The following is a 15762-nucleotide window of genomic DNA, read 5'->3' as shown; positions in this document are numbered from 1 at the left end:
GCCTTACTCTGCCGCCTGGCGCACATGGCGCGCGGTCGGCGTGCGCATGGTGACGAGCTCTTCGGCCGCAGTCGGATGCAGCGCGATCGTCGCGTCGAAATCGGCCTTGGTCGCCTTCATCTTCACCGCGATCGCGACCGCCTGGGTGATCTCGGCGGCGGCATCGCCGACGATATGGCAGCCGAGCACGCGATCGGTCGCGCCGTCGACGACAAGCTTCATCAGCACGCGGGTGTCGCGGCCGGACATCGTCGCCTTGATCGGGCGGAACGAGGTCTTGTAGATGTCGACGTGGCTGTATTGAGCCCGCGCCTCGGTTTCCGTCAAACCGACCGTGCCGACCTCCGGCTGCGAGAACACGGCCGTCGGAATGTTGGCGTGATCGACCCTGACCTCGCGCTTGCCGAACACGGTGTCGGCAAAGGCATGGCCCTCGCGGATGGCGACGGGCGTCAGGTTGAAGCGATGGGTGACGTCGCCGATCGCATAGATGCTGTCGACCGAGCTCCTGGAGAAATGGTCGACCGCGATGCCGCCATTCGCAGGGTTGATGGCAACGCCGGCCTTCTCCAGCCCGAGATTGGCCACGGCCGGATGGCGGCCGATCGCGAACATCACCTGCTCGGAGGCGAGGCTCGATCCGTTCGACAGATGCGTGGTGAATTCCTCGCCGTGGCGGTCGACCTTGCTCACCGTGCAGCCGGTGAGAATGGTGATGCCCTGCTTTTCCATCTCGGCACGAACGTGGGTCCGAACATCCTCGTCAAAACCGCGAAGGATGTTGTCGCCGCGATAGATCACGGTGACGTCGGAGCCGAAGCCGGCGAAGATGCCGGCGAATTCCAGCGCGATGTAGCCGCCGCCCTGGATCACGATCCGTTTCGGCAGCTTCTTCAGGTGGAACGCCTCGTTGGAGGAGATCACGTGCTCGATGCCGGGAATCGAGGCGCCGTGGTTGGGCGCACCGCCGGTGGCGATCAGGATGTATCTTGCGGTGATCTTGCGGTCGTTTTCGAGCAGACGGACGGTGTGCTTGTCTTCGATCGCCGCGCGGCTCTTGACGATTTGCGCGCCCGACTTCTCGACATTGGCGGTATAGGCCGCCTCCAGCCGCGCGATTTCCTTGTCCTTGTTGGCGATCAGCGTCGCCCAGTCGAAGCTGGCGGGCGGAACGGTCCAGCCGAAACCGGCGGCGTCCTCGAGCTCGTGACGGAAATGCGAGCCGATCACGAACAGCTTTTTCGGCACGCAGCCGCGGATTACGCAGGTGCCGCCCATGCGGTACTCTTCCGCGATCATCACGCGGGCGCCGTACCCGGCCGCGATGCGGGCGGCACGCACGCCGCCCGAGCCGCCGCCGATGACGAAGAGGTCGACGTCGAATTCAGCCATTATCCACTCCGACCTCTTTCAGGACTCCCGATCAGATAGGATCGATCAGATCTCCTTGCCACGCTTGCGCATCTCGGCGCGGAAGGCCCCCATCACGGTTTCGGCGAAGTTCTGGGCCCAGGAGTTCATGAAGGCCATGCTGAGCCCGATGGCGCGCGGCTCGGCCTCGATCAGCTTCTTGCCCAGCGGCGACTTGTAGAAGACGACGAGGTCCTTCAGCTCCTGCTCGGTGAACTCGCTGGCATAGATCTGCGCCATGCCTTCGCCGATCTCGTTCTGACGTCCCTGGAGCTGCTGCGCCACGATCGGAGCGACCTCGTTGAGATCCTTCTGATAGTTCAGGTTCTGCTGGGTCAGCGCGATCTTGGTCTTCTCGACGAGGCCGGGCACGGCGCCGGCATACATCGCATTGGCGTTCTTGATCTGCAAAATCTCCTTGGCTGCCGCAATCGCCGCGGGCGAGGCCTTCGGCTGGGCAGGCGCGGCGGCAGCCTTCGGCTGGGCAGGCTGCTGCGCCACGGCCGGAACGGCCGCGAGGGCCAATCCCGCGGCAAGGGTCGCGGCCGGCAAAAATCTCAAAACACTCTTCATTCCTGGTCTCCTTTCGGCTTGCGCCGTTCAATCACGCGAATTCCCTCGCCGCCCGCCAGAACGGCTGAGCTGGCCAAGTCGATGAACAAGCCGTGCTCGACCACGCCCGGGATGGCGCTCAACGCCTTGGCGAGACCGGCTGGATCCACAATACGTCCGAGATGGGCATCGACGATCCAGTGGCCGCCATCGGTGACGAAAACGTGGCCGTCCTTGGCCTTGCGGACTGCCATTTGCCCGGAAACGCCGCATTCGGCAAATGCCTTCTCGATCGCCCGGCGCGTCGCCCCGAGGCCGAACGGGATCACCTCGACCGGCAGCGGAAAGCGGCCGAGCGTCGGCACCCATTTGGTGTCATCGGCAATCACGATCATGCGATCCGAAGCGGCCGCCACGATCTTCTCGCGCAGCAGCGCACCGCCGCCGCCCTTGATCAGGTTGAGCGCGGGATCGATCTCGTCGGCGCCGTCGACGGTGATGTCGAGATGGTCGATCTCGTCCAGCGTGGTCAGCGGCACGCCGCAGCGCTCCGCGTCCGCGCGCGTCGCTTCCGAAGTGGGCACCCCGATCACCTTGAGCCCGGCGGCAACGCGCTCGCCGAGCAGCTCGACGAAATGTTTGGCCGTCGAGCCGGTGCCGAGCCCGAGCTGCATGCCGTCCCGCACCTCATCGAGCGCGCGCGCCGCGGCCTGCCGCTTCAACTGGTCCATGTTCACCTGTGCGCCCGCCTCTGAATCCGGAAGATGTGCCGCCGATCATGGCCACTTTCGGCGGCCTATGTAGCCTCGTTTTTCTCGCGGGAACAGGCCTATAAGGTGATCTTATGGGCCTGCCCCTTGCGTGGACACGACCGGGCCGGTAGCGCTTGGATCATGAACTCCCCTCACACCATCGTCTTCGATCTCGACGGCACGCTTGTGGATACGGCGCCCGACCTGATCACCGCGCTGAACCACGTGCTCGACCGCGAAGGGCTGCCGCCCGTGCCGATGGCCTCGGCCCGCAACATGATCGGGGCCGGCGCCCGCAAGCTGATCGAACGGGGGCTGGAAGCGGAGGGCCGCACCGTCACCCCCGCCGACATGGACCGGATGACGGCGGATTTCATCGGCTATTATGCCGATCATATCGCGGTCGAATCCCGCCCCTTCGAGGGGCTCGAGGCCGCGCTCGACCATTTTGCAGCCCAGGGCCATCGCCTCGCGGTGTGCACCAACAAGCTGGAATGGCTCTCCAAGCGCCTGCTGGACCAGCTCGACCTCAGCCGCCGCTTTGCCGCGATCTGCGGCGCGGACACGTTTGGCGTTCAGAAACCCGACCCGACCATCTTTCGCGAGACCGTGGCGCGCGCCGGCGGCGCGGTCAAAGCCAGCATCATGGTCGGCGACGCCGGAACCGATGTCGGGGTGGCCCGGCGGGCCGGGGTACCCGTGATTGGGGTCAGCTTCGGCTACACGGACGTGCCGATCGCCGAGCTGAAGCCGGACCGGCTGATCCATCACATGCGCGACCTGCCGGCCGCCGCCAGCAGCCTGATGACCGCATAGCCCCCATCAAGCCACCGGAATTGCTTTGTTATTACGCGAATCCTCGGCGTTAACCCTTCATTAACCATGCGCAGCCCGCCGGTTGCCTGCCCCAAACGACGCTCCTAAGGTCCGTGCGGGGTTATGTGGCGGTTCGTCGCAGTTGAAGTGGATGGGTCATGCGTCGTAGCATCGCGGTTGCGTTAGCGGGAGCGGGTCTGTTGGGAGCGGCAAGTCTTGGCGGCTGCTCCTCGATGTCTTGGGACATGTTCAAATCGGCCCCGCCGACCGTCCAGGTCCGGCTCGAATCCAATCCCCCGGGCGCCGACGCTACAACCTCGCTCGGTCCGGGCTGCAAGACCCCCTGCTCCGTCTCGGTTCCCGCCCCTGACGCCCCTTTCACGGTCGCTTTCGCGCTGCCCAAATTCCAGCCTGCGAGCGTCCCGGTGAATGTGATCAAGAATCCCGGGGATTTCACCACACCCGCCGCGGTGACCACGGACCCGAATCCGGTGTTTGCGGAACTGCAGCCGGCCACCCCGCCAAAACCGGTTCGCAAGCCGCATCGGCCCAGGAAGCCCAAACCGGCTGCGGCCGCGCCTGCCGCAGCACCGACTGTGGCCGCTCCGGCCGGTGCTTCGCCGTTCCCCGACCCGAACGCCGGCAGACGCTAATCTACGTATACCACCCGATTGTCCTCGTCGCGTCCGATGCTTAGATTGCGTCCCGAGCACCGTTGAGCAAAGGTGCGCTCGTCGCCGTAAGTGACAAGGCCTCTCGCATGAACGGATCCGCCGCGCTGTCGACCCCGATGACCGATCCGTTCGGACGGACCATCAACTATTTGCGTGTTTCCGTCACCGACCGCTGCGACCTGCGCTGCTTCTACTGCATGTCGGAGGACATGACGTTCCTGCCCAAGGCGAACCTGTTGACGCTGGAGGAACTCGACCGGCTCTGCTCGGCTTTCATCGCCAAGGGCGTCAAGAAGCTGCGGCTCACCGGCGGCGAGCCGCTGGTCCGGCGCAACGTGATGACGCTGGTGCGCTCGCTGTCGCGGCATCTTTCGACCGGCGCCCTGAACGAGTTGACGCTGACCACCAATGGCACCCAGCTCGCGAAACACGCCGGCGAGCTCGCCGATTGCGGCGTCCGCCGCATCAACGTCTCGCTCGACACGCTCGATCCCAAGAAGTTTCGCGAGATCACCCGCTGGGGCGAGATCGACAAGGTCCTGGAAGGCATCGAGGCCGCGCGCGCTGCAGGACTTGCCGTGAAGATCAATGCGGTGGCGCTGAAGAACCTCAACGAGGACGAGTTGCCTTCGCTGATGCGCTGGGCCCACGGAAAGGGCATGGACCTGACGCTGATCGAGGTCATGCCGATGGGCGAGATCGGATCGGGACGGATTGACCAATATCTGCCGCTGTCGCTGGTGCGTGCGCGCCTCGCCCAGCAATTCACGCTGACGGATCTGGCCGAGAGCACTGGCGGTCCGGCCCGCTATGTCAGCGTCGCCGAGACCGGCGCCAAGCTCGGCTTCATCACGCCGATGACGCACAATTTCTGCGAATCCTGCAACCGGGTTCGCATTACCTGCACGGGAACGCTGCACACCTGCCTCGGCCACGAGGATGCCTCCGACTTGCGCAAACCTCTGCGTGCATCCGATGACGACATGCTGCTTGCGGATGCGATCGACCGCGCCATCGGCCTCAAGCCCAAGGGCCACGATTTCATCATCGATCGCCGCCACGACCGTCCCAGCGTCTCCAGGCATATGAGCGTCACCGGCGGCTGAGGTCGCCGCGCTGCGGCTTTATTTCCCTGAACTATCAACCAAGTTCCAATTGACGGCCCGCGCGCCCGCTGTTTTGGTGCGACAGCCTCATGCCTGCGCGGCGAGACAAGCCCACGCGCGCGCCCGGCACAATCCGGGCGGCGCGGCACAATCGGGGAGGACCTATCGTTGCAAGCGCTCCTGAAGTTGAGCCAAGGGATTGACGCGTTCACGCGCTGGACGGGCAAACGCCTGGCGTGGCTGATCGTAGCCGCCGTCATCATCTCGGCGGTCAATGCGATCATCCGCAAGACGTTCGATACGTCCTCCAATTCGTGGCTCGAGCTGCAATGGGTGCTCTTCAGCATCGTGTTCCTGCTCTGCTCGCCCTGGACGCTGCTCGACAACGAGCACATCCGCATCGACATCGTGAACAACGCGCTGCCGAAGACGGTCCGCAACGTGATCGACGTGGTCGGCCACCTGTTCTTCCTGATTCCGTTGTGCATCATCATGATCATCACCGGCGTGCCGTTCTTCCAGCGCTCGTTCCACATCAACGAACAATCCGGCAATGCCGGCGGTCTGCCGCAATGGCCCGCGAAATCCCTCATCATGATCGGGTTCGCTTTCCTGCTCGTTCAAGGCATCTCCGAGCTGATCAAGCGAATTGCGGTCATGCGCGGAATGCTGCCGGATCCCCATGAATCCCAGGTGTCGGCGCTGGAGGCGGAAGTCGAGCATCTCGTCGAAGCGATCGAGAAGAAGTAGCCGTTGGCGACGGTTCAGGGGGAATCATGACCGCATTCATCATCGCCAATATGGCGCCTATCATGTTCGCGTCGCTGGTCGTCGTGCTGCTGCTCGGCTATCCCGCGGCATTCTCGCTCGGCGCCGTCGGCCTGTTCTACGCCGTCGTCGGCGTCGAGCTCGGTCAATTTCACCCCGACTTCCTCCAGGCGCTTCCGGAGCGGGTCTACGGCGTGATGAACAACGACACGCTGCTGGCCATTCCCTTCTTCACCTTCATGGGACTGGTGCTGGAGCGGTCGGGCATGGCCGAGGACCTGCTCGACACGATCGGCCAATTGTTCGGCACCATCCGCGGCGGCCTTGCCTATGCCGTGATCTTCGTCGGCGCGCTTCTGGCCGCGACGACGGGCGTGGTTGCGGCATCCGTGATCTCGATGGGTCTGATCTCGCTGCCGATCATGCTGCGTTACGGTTATGACCGCCGCGTGGCATCCGGCGTCATCGCCGCGTCCGGCACGCTCGCGCAGATCATTCCGCCCTCGCTCGTCCTGATCGTGATGGCCGACCAGCTCGGAAAGTCCGTCGGCGACATGTACGAGGGCGCCTTCATCCCGGGCCTCGTGCTCGCGGGCCTCTACGCCGTCTACGCCTTCCTCGTCAGCATGATCTTCCCGAAGGCCACGCCGGGCCTGCCGAAGGAAGCCATCGGCTTCCGCGAGAACGACGGCAGCCGTGGCCTCGCCTCGCTCGGCGTGCTGTTCCTGGCGAGCTGCGTATTCGGCTGGTTCATGATGCGCAACTCCGAGACACACGGCGCCGATTACGTCGTGCTCAGCATGTTCTTCGGCATCATCTTCGCGTTCGCCGTCGCCGTGGTGAACTGGGTCATCGACAAGCTGACCGGCTTCCGCTTTCTCTCGAAGATGGCGCAGCAGACCACCTTCGTGATGGTGCCGCCGCTGTTCCTGATCTTCCTGGTTCTCGGCACGATCTTCATCGGCATCGCGACCCCGACCGAAGGCGGCGCGATGGGTGCCGCCGGCGCCCTCATCCTCGGTGCCGCAAAACGGCGGCTGAGCTGGGACCTGATCCGGCAAGCCACGGAATCAACCGCCAAGCTGTCGGCCTTTGTCGTGTTCATTCTCGTCGGCGCCCGCGTGTTCTCGCTCACCTTCTACGGCGTCAACGGACACGTCTGGGTCGAGCACCTGCTCACCTCCCTGCCCGGCGGCCAGGTCGGCTTCCTGATCTTCGTCAACGCGTTCGTGTTCGTGCTGGCCTTCTTCCTCGATTTCTTCGAGCTGGCCTTCATCGTCATCCCGCTGCTCGGACCTGCCGCCGAACACCTCGGCATCGACCTGATCTGGTTCGGCGTCATTCTCGGCGTCAACATGCAGACCTCGTTCATGCATCCGCCGTTTGGCTTCGCGTTGTTCTATCTCCGGTCGGTCGCGCCGAAGGATCGATACACCGATCGCGTCACCGGCAAGCGGATGGACCCTGTCACCACGGGCCAGATTTATTGGGGCGCGGTGCCATTTGTCGTCATTCAAATCATCATGGTCGCGCTGGTGATCGCGTTCCCGTCGATGGTGATGCACTACAAGGGCGTCCAGTCGAACATCGATCCCAGCACCATCAAGATCGAGGTGCCGCAGATCGAGCTGCCTCCACTGGATCTCGGGCCGCCGCAGAAGTAATCGGACGCGGCTCGCTGCCCTCTCCACCCTCCCCTGGAGGGTGAGAGCTATCGCATTCGAACTTTCACCGGAGGTCGTCATGCCCGGGCTTGTCCCGGGCATCCACGTTCTTTGTGCTGCGCGGCAAAACGTGGATGGCCGGGACAAGCCCGGCCATGACGCGGGGAGAGTGTCGGTGCCCCTTGCACACACCTCCTATGCAATAGCCCTACCCTCCAGGCGAGAGCGAAACGTCTTCTCCCTCCGCCAGCCGAAACCGCAGCGTGAACTCGGCGCCACCGCCGACGAGGTTCGCCACCGCGACCGTGGCCGCGTGGTCATCCGCCACGGCGCGCACGATCGAGAGTCCCAGCCCCGCGCCGTCGCTGCGTCGGCGGTCGGCACGCCAGAAGCGCTGGAAGATCAGCTCGCGCTCGGCCTCCGCGATCCCCGGCCCGCGATCGCGCACGCGCACCGAGCCGTCCTCGCCCACCTCGACGTCGACGGTGGTGTCCTTCGCGGTAAATTTGATGGCGTTTTCGGCGAGGTTGAAGATCGCACGCTGGAGCATCTCCGAATTGCCGTGGATCTTGACCGGCGCGTCGGTACCCCTCAGCGCAATGTCCTTGTGCTGGCTGATCGCGAACGGTGCGATCGAGGCGACCACATCGGCGCAGACGGCCCGCAAATCCGCGGTCTCGCCGGGATCTAGCACCAGGGTGTCGAGCTCGGCGATCTCCAGGAGCTGGGCGACGAGCCGGCTCATGGCTTCGATGTCGGCATGCAGCGCCTGCCGTGTCGCGCGATCGTCAAGCATCTCGATGCGCGTGCGCAGGATCGTGAGCGGCGTGCGCAATTGATGCGCGGCATCCGCCGTGAACTGCCGTTGCAGCCGAAAGCCGTCCTCGAGGCGGTCGAGCGCCTGGTTGACGGCGGTGACGAGCGGCAGGATCTCGCGGGGGATCTGTTCCGTCGGCAAGCGGATATCGGTGCGCGCCGGACCGATATTGCTGGCCTCCTCGGAGGCCTTCCACAGCGGCGCGATCGCACGGCGGAAGATGATGATGTCGGTGGCAAGCAGGACCAATAGGATCGGGATGGTGATCCACCCCACCCGCCGGAAGAAGTTCGAGACGATGTCATCGATGATGACGTCGCGATGTGCGAGGTCCTCGGCGACCTGGACGCGCACCGTCTTGCCGTCGATGTCCCGGGTGACCGCGGCGCCGGAAATGCTCTCCGAGGAGCGCGGTGCAGCGGCGGCGGAGCGCGGGTGCGAGGAGAACAGCAAGCGGCCCTCGGCATCGCGAATGTCGTACTGATAGCGACCATAGGCATCCGAGTAGAGGCCCTTGAGACTGTCGGGCAGATTGAACGTCATGAGGCCGTCCGGCTGCGCAACGATGCGCTGCGCCAGCACTTCGGCCTGGGCCCGCATGGCATCGCGATGCAGCTGGTCGATCTCGGAATTGAGCAGCCAGAACAGCACCAGCGGCAGGAAGATCGCGACCACCGCCACCGCCAGGATGTGCAGGAACACGATGCGCCAGATCAGCGATTTGAACGTCGGCGACCTGCCATAGGACCCGGCATAGGATCCGACGTGAGATCCGACCCGGGCCACGCTATTTCTCCACGTCCATGAGATAGCCGACGCCGCGGATGGTATGGATCACGACCTTGGCACCGTGTTCAGCGAGCTGCTTGCGCAGCCGCGAGACATAGACCTCGACCGCGTTGGAAGCGACCTCGCCGTCCAGCCCGAAAATGTGGTCCTCGACGTTCTTCTTCGGCACCACCCGCCCCTGCCGGCGCAGCAGGATCTCGAGCACCGAGGTCTCGCGCGCAGAAATGATCCGCGGCTGGTCGTCGACGAAAATCTGGCGGCTCTCGGTGTCGTAGACGAGGTTGGCGAGAGTGAGCGAGCGGCCGAGCAGCTGGCCGGGCCGGCGTAGGATCGCCTCCAGCCGCGCCACCAGTTCCTCCATCGCGAACGGCTTTGCGAGATAGTCGTCGGCGCCGCTGCGCAGGCCGCTGACGCGGTCCTGCAGGCCGCCGCGCGCGGTCAGCACCAGCACGGGGAGCGGTTCCATCTTGAGGCGCAGCTCGCGCAGCACCGACAGACCGTCGCCGTCGGGCAGCCCGAGGTCGAGGATCATCGCAGCATAGCTGACGCTGCTCACTGCCTCGCGCGCCTCGGCCGCGCTGCCCACGATGTCGCTCTGGTAGCCGGCCGCCGCCAGCCCGGCCGCGACGAGCCGCGACAGCTCGGCATTGTCCTCGACGATCAGAAGGCGCATCGCATGTCAGCCGAATACTCGGGTCGCCGCATGGCTCCTGCGGCATCTTCGCTCTATTCCATCATTCCGGTCGCCTCGGCCAGCGAAAAAGCACGGCTGGTCGCCCTGCCCTGTCAGATTCATGTAAGCCGGAGCCGCCCGTCTCCAGTAAGCGGCCGCTGCATGCTTGATCAAACGTCGCCGCGTCCGTCCCGTTGCGGAGCTCGGATCGCTGCCCCATCATGGCGTCATGCATCCATCATCGGCACTCATTGTGTTCGGCGGCCTTCCGGGCACGGGCAAGACGACGATTTCCCGCGAACTGACCGTTCGGCTCGCGGCGACATATCTTCGTATCGATTCGATCGAGCAGGCGTTGAAGGACGCTGGCCTTACGGTCAACGCAGAGGGCTATGCCATAGCCAACGCGCTGGCGGCCGAAAATCTCAAGCTCGGGCGCATCGTTATCGCCGACTGCGTTAACCAGTGCTGGCAAGCCGCGCTGCGTGGCGGCAATGTGCCTTGCAGACCTCGGCACGCTTGGTTGAGATCGAAATGGTTTGCAGCGAAGCGGTGCTGCACCGGCAACGCGTGGAGAGCCGTACGCCCGACATTGATGGCCTCGAACTCCCAAGCTGGAATGATGTCGTGAGCCGAGCGTATGAACCGTGGGATCGAGAGCATCTGGTGCTCGATACGGCGGGTTGTTCGCTCGATGATCTGCTGGGGCGAGCGGAGAGCTATGTTCGCGACAAGATGGCTAGCTCGCAGGATGGCCGCTTCTAAAAGCGTCTCTGAGTTCGGCCAGTTGATCGCTTGTTGCGCCGAGCTCCGCCTCGGTCCGACTCGCAGGCAAATCCACATACGCGATCGGCTCTTCGAACTGGCTCGCCGTGAAGTCGTACCTCTTGCCTTCGATCCGATTGTAAAAATGGTCGCCAGCCGGCAGCGGCGTCTTCAGCAACTCGCCGCCGAACAGTTCATGGATGAGCAACGACGTGACGTTGCATTGTCCCGACGCAGGATTGCTCGCCGTCCATTGGCTGGCCGTCGACAGCGACCAAGCCTTGTGCAGCGTTCCCAAAACGTCGTTGGGGATCGAAGCTCATCCTCGTCTTCCGGGTTGGCATCGACGAACTCGATTTCGGATTATTCGATGATTGCTTTCTACTCCTGCTTTGCCCGACGGGTCAAGCTGCACCTGGTTGGCAGGAGTTACGAAACGAAAGCATCCATCGATCCGCCGGCTTTCGGGGGCGACTTCGCCCGCACACCGCAGCACCGGTATCATCTCCGCGAAGGCCGCTTGTCCTGCCAATTTTTTCCTATGACTTATCAAGCCATTGGCTACTGTGCATGGGGTTGTTTTTCAGTTTTTGAGGTTTGGGCCCTTCCATATACGACAGCGCCCCGAAGCTTCCGCTTCGGGGCGCTGTCCGCGAGAGATGACGTGATCAGCTCTGCGAGCGCCGCGCCATGAAGATGTCGTAGCCGACCTCGGCGACCTGGAACCAGGCGTAGCCGTCGCTTGTGAACTTGGCGAGGGAGTCATGCACCTTCTTGAAATTGGCGTTGGTCGCGCCGACCTCGGCGTGCAGCTCCTTGGCGGCCTTGTGGCAGGCATCCATGATCGATGGCGAGAAGGGGTGCAGCTTGGTGCCGCCCGCGAGCAGCTTCTTCAGCGCGAGCGGATTGGCGGTGTCGTAGCGCGCCATCATGTAGTTGTTGGCGTAGTGGCCGGCCTGCTCCAGCACGCTCTGGTAATATTTCGGCAGCGCGTTCCATTTGTCGAGGTTGACGAAGGCCAGCAGCATCGGCCCGCCTTCCCACCAGCCGGGATAGTAATAGTGCGGCGCGATCTTGTAGAAGCCGAGCTTCTCGTCGTCATAGGGGCCGACCCACTCGGCGGCGTCGATGGTGCCCTTCTCCAGCGCGGGATAGATGTCGCCGCCGGCAAGCTGCTGCGGCACCACACCGAGCTTCTGGAGCACGCGGCCGGTGAAGCCGCCGATGCGGAACTTCATGCCCTTGAGATCATCGGGCGTGTTGACCTCTTTCCTGAACCAGCCACCCATCTGGCAGCCGGTGTTGCCCGCGAGCAGCGAGGTGACGTTGTAGCTCTTGTAGAACTCGTTGAGCACCTCGCGCCCGCCACCCTGCATGTACCAGGCCTGGTTGATGCGCATGTTGGGACCGAACGGCACGGCCGAGCCGAAGGTAAAGGTCGGATCCTTGCCGAAATAGTAGTAGGAGGCAGTGTGGCCGATTTCGCAGGTGCCGTTCTGCACGGCGTCGAGCACCTGCAGGCCCGGCACGATCTCGCCGGCCGCGAAGATCTGGATCTGAAATTTGTTGTCGGTCGCCTCAGCGACCATCTTGCACATCATCTCGGCGCCGCCAAACAGCGTGTCGAGCGATTTCGGCCAGCTCGTCGGCATCCGCCATTTGATTTCCGGCATCGATTGCGCGATCGCGGGAGCCGCGAGCGTGGCGGCGCCGGCCGCGCCAAGTCCGGTGACCTTGATGAAGTCTCTTCTCTTCATGATTTCCTGCCCTGATGGATCGTGATGGTGAGCCTTCTTGCCGAGGCTTGGCATCACCATGACGCAAGCCGCCGCCCAATTCCATCCCGATCGCACTGCGGCAAACAAAAAGCCCGACCTCCAGGGGAGGCCGGGCTTTCCGGTCTTGCGACTTTAGGCCTAGGCGATCAGCCGCGCGTGCGCGAGCGGATCATGAAGCTGTCGTAGGTATATTCGGCGACCTGCCACCACAGATATTCATCGGAGCGGTAGGCCTGCATGGCGTCGATCGACTTCTTGAAGTCGGCGTTCTTGCCCGAGATGTCGGCCCAGAGCTCGTTGGTCGCCTTGAGGCAGGCTTCCAGCACCTCGTTGGTGAAGGGACGAAGCTGGGTGCCGCCGGCGACCAGACGCTTCAACGCCGCCGGGTTCTGCATGTCGTAGCGCGCGGCCATCCAGGTGTTGGCATTGGCCGTCGCGTTGGTGAGGATCGCCTGGTAGTTCTTCGGCAGCGCATTGAACTTTTCCAGGTTGGCGAAGGCATGGACGGTGGGACCGCCTTCCCAGAAGCCCGGATAATAGTAGTACTTGGCGACCTTGGCGAAGCCGAGCTTTTCGTCATCGTAGGGGCCGACCCACTCGGCCGCATCGATGGTGCCCTTCTCCAGCGCCGGATAGATGTCGCCGCCGGCGAGCTGCTGCGGCACCACGCCGACCTTCTGAAGCACCTGGCCGGCAATGCCGCCGATGCGCATCTTCAGACCGGAGAGGTCGGCAACGGTCTTGATCTCCTTGCGGAACCAGCCGCCCATCTGGGTGCCGGTGTTGCCGCAGGGGAAGCCGACGACGTTCGACTTCTTGAAGAACTCGTTGGCGAGCTCATTGCCGCCGCCCTGATAGAGCCAGGAATTCTGCTGGCGCGCATTGAGGCCGAACGGCACCGAGGCGAAGATCGCGAAGGTCGGGTCCTTGCCGACATAATAGTAGGACACCGTATGGCACATCTCGACCGTGCCGCTGGAGGTCGCATCGAGCGCCTGCAGGCCGGGAACGAGCTCACCGGCGGCGAACACCTGGATCTGGAATTTGTTGTCGGTCATCTCGGCGACGTATTTCGCCACCTGCTCGGCGCCGCCATAAATGGTATCGAGCGACTTCGGGAAGCTCGAAGTCAGGCGCCACTTGATCTCGGGCGAGGACTGCGCGATCGCCGGCGAGGCCACTGCGGTCGCCGCCGCGCCTGCTGCCGACACTTTCAGAAAATCACGACGCTTCATCTTCAGGTCTCTCCTTGCTGGGGCGTTTCCCCTTGACGTCTCTTGTGCCGCCGCTGATTCCGGCGACGCGCCAAGGCGCGTCGAACCGAAGGGGCTTGACTGCCGTGGGCCTTTACCACGGAAGCCCCGCTTGCGGAACGCGACAATGGCATGACAGGGCTCTACGAAAGTCGCATGCCCCCAAAGGAATGAGAAGGCGCGCCGCGGGCGGCCTCATCAGGCCGCTGCGATGACACCCTTGAGCTGGTCCCGGACCTGCCCTGCAATGGCGCGGTAGATCGCCGCATGGGGACCGTCCGGCTCGCTATCGACGACGGGATTGCCGGCGTCCGAGGTGGCGCGAATCGTCATGTGCAGCGGGATCTCGCCGAGGAACGGCACCTCGAGCTTCTCGGCCTCGTGCCGCGCCCCGCCGTGGCCGAAAATGTCCGACTTGGTGCCGCAATGCGGGCACTGGAAGTAGCTCATGTTCTCGACGATGCCGAGCACGGGCACGTTGACCTTCTTGAACATGGCAAGTCCCCGCCGCGCATCGATCAGGGACAGGTCCTGTGGGGTCGAGACGATCACCGCACCCTTCAGCGGCACGTTCTGCGCCAGCGTGAGCTGGGCATCGCCGGTGCCCGGCGGCATGTCGACCACGAGAACGTCGAGCTTGCCCCATTCGACATCGCGCAGCATCTGCGTCACCGCCGACATCACCATCGGACCGCGCCAGATCATCGCGGTCTCCTCCTCCACCAAAAAGCCGATCGACATGATGGCGAGGCCGAAGCGCCGGAGCGGAATCATTTTGCGCTCGCCGTTCAGCTCCGGCTTGTCGTGCAGGCCGGTCAGGCGCGGCACCGAGGGTCCGTAGATGTCGGCGTCGAGCAGCCCGACCTTGAGGCCGAGGTCCCGCAGACCCAGCGCCAGGTTCAGCGCGGTGGTCGACTTGCCGACGCCGCCCTTGCCGGAGGCGACCGCGATCACGGCGGCGACGCCCGGGATCTCCGACTGCCGCGCCATGGGCGATTGGGCGCCGCCCTGCGGCGGCGGCTTGTGGGCATGCACCGGCTGCACGCCCGGCGCGCCGCGGCTGGGTTGCGGAGGCGGTGGAGGTGCGGAGCCCGGCTTGCGCTCGGCGGTCAGCGCCACCATGACGGTGGTGACGCCGGGAATGGTGCGCACGGCAGCCTCGGCCTCGGCGCGGATGGATTCCCAGGCCCTGGCCTCGGCGGCGTCGACATTGATCGAGAAGAACACCTTGCCGTCGGACGCGCTGATGGCGCTCAGCACATTGGCATTGGTGAGCGCGACCCCGCGGGGCGACTTGATCCTGGCGAGGCTGTCGAGAACCTGTTGCTGCGTCACGCTCAAAGCGCATCTCCTGAACGGAGCCTGATCCGGACCCGGAGGGCTGCGCCAGCGCAAAGCGTGGAGCGGCTTTCCGGCAAGGTCATGCTCGAGACTCTAGGATGCCCCATTAGAGCGGAAACGCCCAAAAGGCTACTGCCTGCCGATATCGTCAGCCATCTCGGCAGGCGCGGCCCCCTGCTCCTTGGCAGCCTCGTAGTTCAGCTCAATCATGACCCCGTTGGGGTCGTGAACGAAGATCTGCCAGAGGTTGCCGCCGGGCACCTGGCGAGAGTCGAACTTCATCCCCTTGGATGTCAGCCGCTGCTTCATGCCGTCAAAGCCGCGGCTGACGAAGGCGACATGGTGGACAACGCCGGAATCCGGCTTTTGTGGCTCAGCCGTCGCAGAAATATCGACGAGATGCACCACCGCCTTGCCCTCGCTGTACATCCAGGCGCCAGGGAAGGCGAAGTTCGGCCGGGCGCCTTTTTCCAGGCCCAGTACATCCTCGTAGAAGCGGACGGTCTCAGCCAGATTTCGGGTCCGGATGTTGAAATGATCGAGGACGCCAACGCTCACGCCGCCCATGCTCTCGCTCCCTTTTTTCGAAGTCCTTAGGTCCCGC

The 15762-nt window shown here is 64.1% G+C and carries 16 protein-coding genes; 6 read left to right on the top strand and 10 right to left on the bottom strand.

The genetic code is table 11. The features are described 5' to 3' along the window. Window positions 1-3 precede the first annotated feature (3 nt). From gor to rpiA, 3 genes are read right to left on the bottom strand one after another with little or no spacing between them, the layout of a single operon-like run. Window positions 4-1392 carry a glutathione-disulfide reductase gene (gene gor / locus IVA81_RS04065; protein ID WP_247312585.1) on the bottom strand — a complete coding sequence of 463 codons (1389 nt, stop codon included), beginning with the start codon at window positions 1390-1392 and terminating at the stop codon, window positions 4-6. Between the two features lie 45 nt (window positions 1393-1437). After that, the gene (locus IVA81_RS04060) at window positions 1438-1983 is read right to left on the bottom strand and encodes a DUF2059 domain-containing protein (RefSeq protein ID WP_247312582.1); all 546 of its coding nucleotides are present in this window, start codon (window positions 1981-1983) and stop codon (window positions 1438-1440) included. Next, complete coding sequence (rpiA, locus tag IVA81_RS04055; RefSeq protein ID WP_247312579.1) at window positions 1980-2699, bottom strand: ribose-5-phosphate isomerase RpiA; 720 nt, start codon at window positions 2697-2699, stop codon at window positions 1980-1982. Before rpiA ends, IVA81_RS04060 begins: the two co-directional genes overlap by 4 nt. 156 nt (window positions 2700-2855) lie before the next feature. On the opposite strand from rpiA, the gene IVA81_RS04050 reads away from it, so the two are divergent. The 5 genes from IVA81_RS04050 to IVA81_RS04030 all read left to right on the top strand — a co-directional run bounded on the left by IVA81_RS04050 (window position 2856) and on the right by IVA81_RS04030 (window position 7742). Beyond that, on the top strand, window positions 2856-3530 hold the full coding sequence (locus tag IVA81_RS04050; protein ID WP_247312575.1) for an HAD family hydrolase: 675 nt from the start codon (window positions 2856-2858) through the stop codon (window positions 3528-3530). Between the two features lie 158 nt (window positions 3531-3688). Beyond that, window positions 3689-4183 carry a hypothetical protein gene (locus IVA81_RS04045; protein WP_247312571.1) on the top strand — a complete coding sequence of 165 codons (495 nt, stop codon included), beginning with the start codon at window positions 3689-3691 and terminating at the stop codon, window positions 4181-4183. Window positions 4184-4290: 107 nt separating this feature from the next. Further along, window positions 4291-5310, top strand: coding sequence for a GTP 3',8-cyclase MoaA (gene moaA, locus IVA81_RS04040; RefSeq protein ID WP_247312568.1), 1020 nt, complete (start codon window positions 4291-4293; stop codon window positions 5308-5310). Between the two features lie 168 nt (window positions 5311-5478). After that, a complete protein-coding gene (locus IVA81_RS04035; protein ID WP_247312565.1) occupies window positions 5479-6060 on the top strand; it encodes a TRAP transporter small permease subunit in 582 nt (193 codons plus the stop codon). Window positions 6061-6086: 26 nt separating this feature from the next. Further along, entirely contained in the window at window positions 6087-7742 is a 1656-nt protein-coding gene (locus IVA81_RS04030) for a TRAP transporter large permease subunit (RefSeq protein ID WP_247312563.1), read from the top strand. A 208-nt stretch (window positions 7743-7950) separates the two neighbouring features. Here IVA81_RS04030 and IVA81_RS04025 read toward each other — a convergent pair whose 3' ends face one another. Next, window positions 7951-9345 (bottom strand): ATP-binding protein, encoded by a 1395-nt coding sequence (locus IVA81_RS04025; protein WP_247312560.1) that lies wholly within the window; start codon window positions 9343-9345, stop codon window positions 7951-7953. 1 nt (window position 9346) lies between these two features. Then, window positions 9347-10021 (bottom strand): response regulator transcription factor, encoded by a 675-nt coding sequence (locus IVA81_RS04020; protein WP_247312558.1) that lies wholly within the window; start codon window positions 10019-10021, stop codon window positions 9347-9349. A gap of 166 nt (window positions 10022-10187) precedes the next feature. Here IVA81_RS04020 and IVA81_RS04015 point away from each other — a divergent pair, with 166 nt between their 5' ends. Further along, window positions 10188-10652: an AAA family ATPase gene (locus IVA81_RS04015; protein ID WP_247312556.1), complete on the top strand. Its 465-nt coding sequence runs from the start codon at window positions 10188-10190 to the stop codon at window positions 10650-10652. A 108-nt stretch (window positions 10653-10760) separates the two neighbouring features. Here IVA81_RS04015 and IVA81_RS04010 read toward each other — a convergent pair whose 3' ends face one another. The 5 genes from IVA81_RS04010 to IVA81_RS03990 form a co-directional block, all read right to left on the bottom strand. Further along, a complete protein-coding gene (locus IVA81_RS04010; protein WP_247312553.1) occupies window positions 10761-11084 on the bottom strand; it encodes a hypothetical protein in 324 nt (107 codons plus the stop codon). Window positions 11085-11454: 370 nt separating this feature from the next. Next, on the bottom strand, window positions 11455-12543 hold the full coding sequence (locus IVA81_RS04005; RefSeq protein ID WP_212092529.1) for a TRAP transporter substrate-binding protein: 1089 nt from the start codon (window positions 12541-12543) through the stop codon (window positions 11455-11457). Between the two features lie 167 nt (window positions 12544-12710). Beyond that, complete coding sequence (locus IVA81_RS04000; RefSeq protein ID WP_247312550.1) at window positions 12711-13799, bottom strand: TRAP transporter substrate-binding protein; 1089 nt, start codon at window positions 13797-13799, stop codon at window positions 12711-12713. Between the two features lie 216 nt (window positions 13800-14015). Further along, a complete protein-coding gene (locus IVA81_RS03995; protein WP_247312545.1) occupies window positions 14016-15158 on the bottom strand; it encodes an Mrp/NBP35 family ATP-binding protein in 1143 nt (380 codons plus the stop codon). Window positions 15159-15287: 129 nt separating this feature from the next. Beyond that, window positions 15288-15725 (bottom strand): VOC family protein, encoded by a 438-nt coding sequence (locus IVA81_RS03990; RefSeq protein WP_247312542.1) that lies wholly within the window; start codon window positions 15723-15725, stop codon window positions 15288-15290. Between the last annotated feature and the right edge of the window lie 37 nt (window positions 15726-15762).

The sequence above is a fragment of the Bradyrhizobium sp. 141 genome (assembly GCF_023074055.1).
GTDB lineage: Bacteria > Pseudomonadota > Alphaproteobacteria > Rhizobiales > Xanthobacteraceae > Bradyrhizobium.
The sequence above is the reverse complement of the archived record's forward strand: the minus strand, read 5'-3'. Positions and strand labels throughout refer to the sequence as shown.

Excerpts from the sequence above, each read along its gene's own strand:
- IVA81_RS04060 (WP_247312582.1), bottom strand. The coding sequence starts at position 1,983 with ATGAAGAGTGTTTTGAGATTTTTGCCGGCCGCGACCCTTGCCGCGGGA.
- moaA (WP_247312568.1), top strand. The coding sequence starts at position 4,291 with ATGAACGGATCCGCCGCGCTGTCGACCCCGATGACCGATCCGTTCGGA.
- IVA81_RS04030 (WP_247312563.1), top strand. The coding sequence starts at position 6,087 with ATGACCGCATTCATCATCGCCAATATGGCGCCTATCATGTTCGCGTCG.
- IVA81_RS04005 (WP_212092529.1), bottom strand. The coding sequence starts at position 12,543 with ATGAAGAGAAGAGACTTCATCAAGGTCACCGGACTTGGCGCGGCCGGC.
- IVA81_RS04045 (WP_247312571.1), top strand. The coding sequence starts at position 3,689 with ATGCGTCGTAGCATCGCGGTTGCGTTAGCGGGAGCGGGTCTGTTGGGA.
- IVA81_RS04050 (WP_247312575.1), top strand. The coding sequence starts at position 2,856 with ATGAACTCCCCTCACACCATCGTCTTCGATCTCGACGGCACGCTTGTG.
- IVA81_RS04000 (WP_247312550.1), bottom strand. The coding sequence starts at position 13,799 with ATGAAGCGTCGTGATTTTCTGAAAGTGTCGGCAGCAGGCGCGGCGGCG.
- IVA81_RS04020 (WP_247312558.1), bottom strand. The coding sequence starts at position 10,021 with ATGCGCCTTCTGATCGTCGAGGACAATGCCGAGCTGTCGCGGCTCGTC.
- gor (WP_247312585.1), bottom strand. The coding sequence starts at position 1,392 with ATGGCTGAATTCGACGTCGACCTCTTCGTCATCGGCGGCGGCTCGGGC.
- IVA81_RS03990 (WP_247312542.1), bottom strand. The coding sequence starts at position 15,725 with ATGGGCGGCGTGAGCGTTGGCGTCCTCGATCATTTCAACATCCGGACC.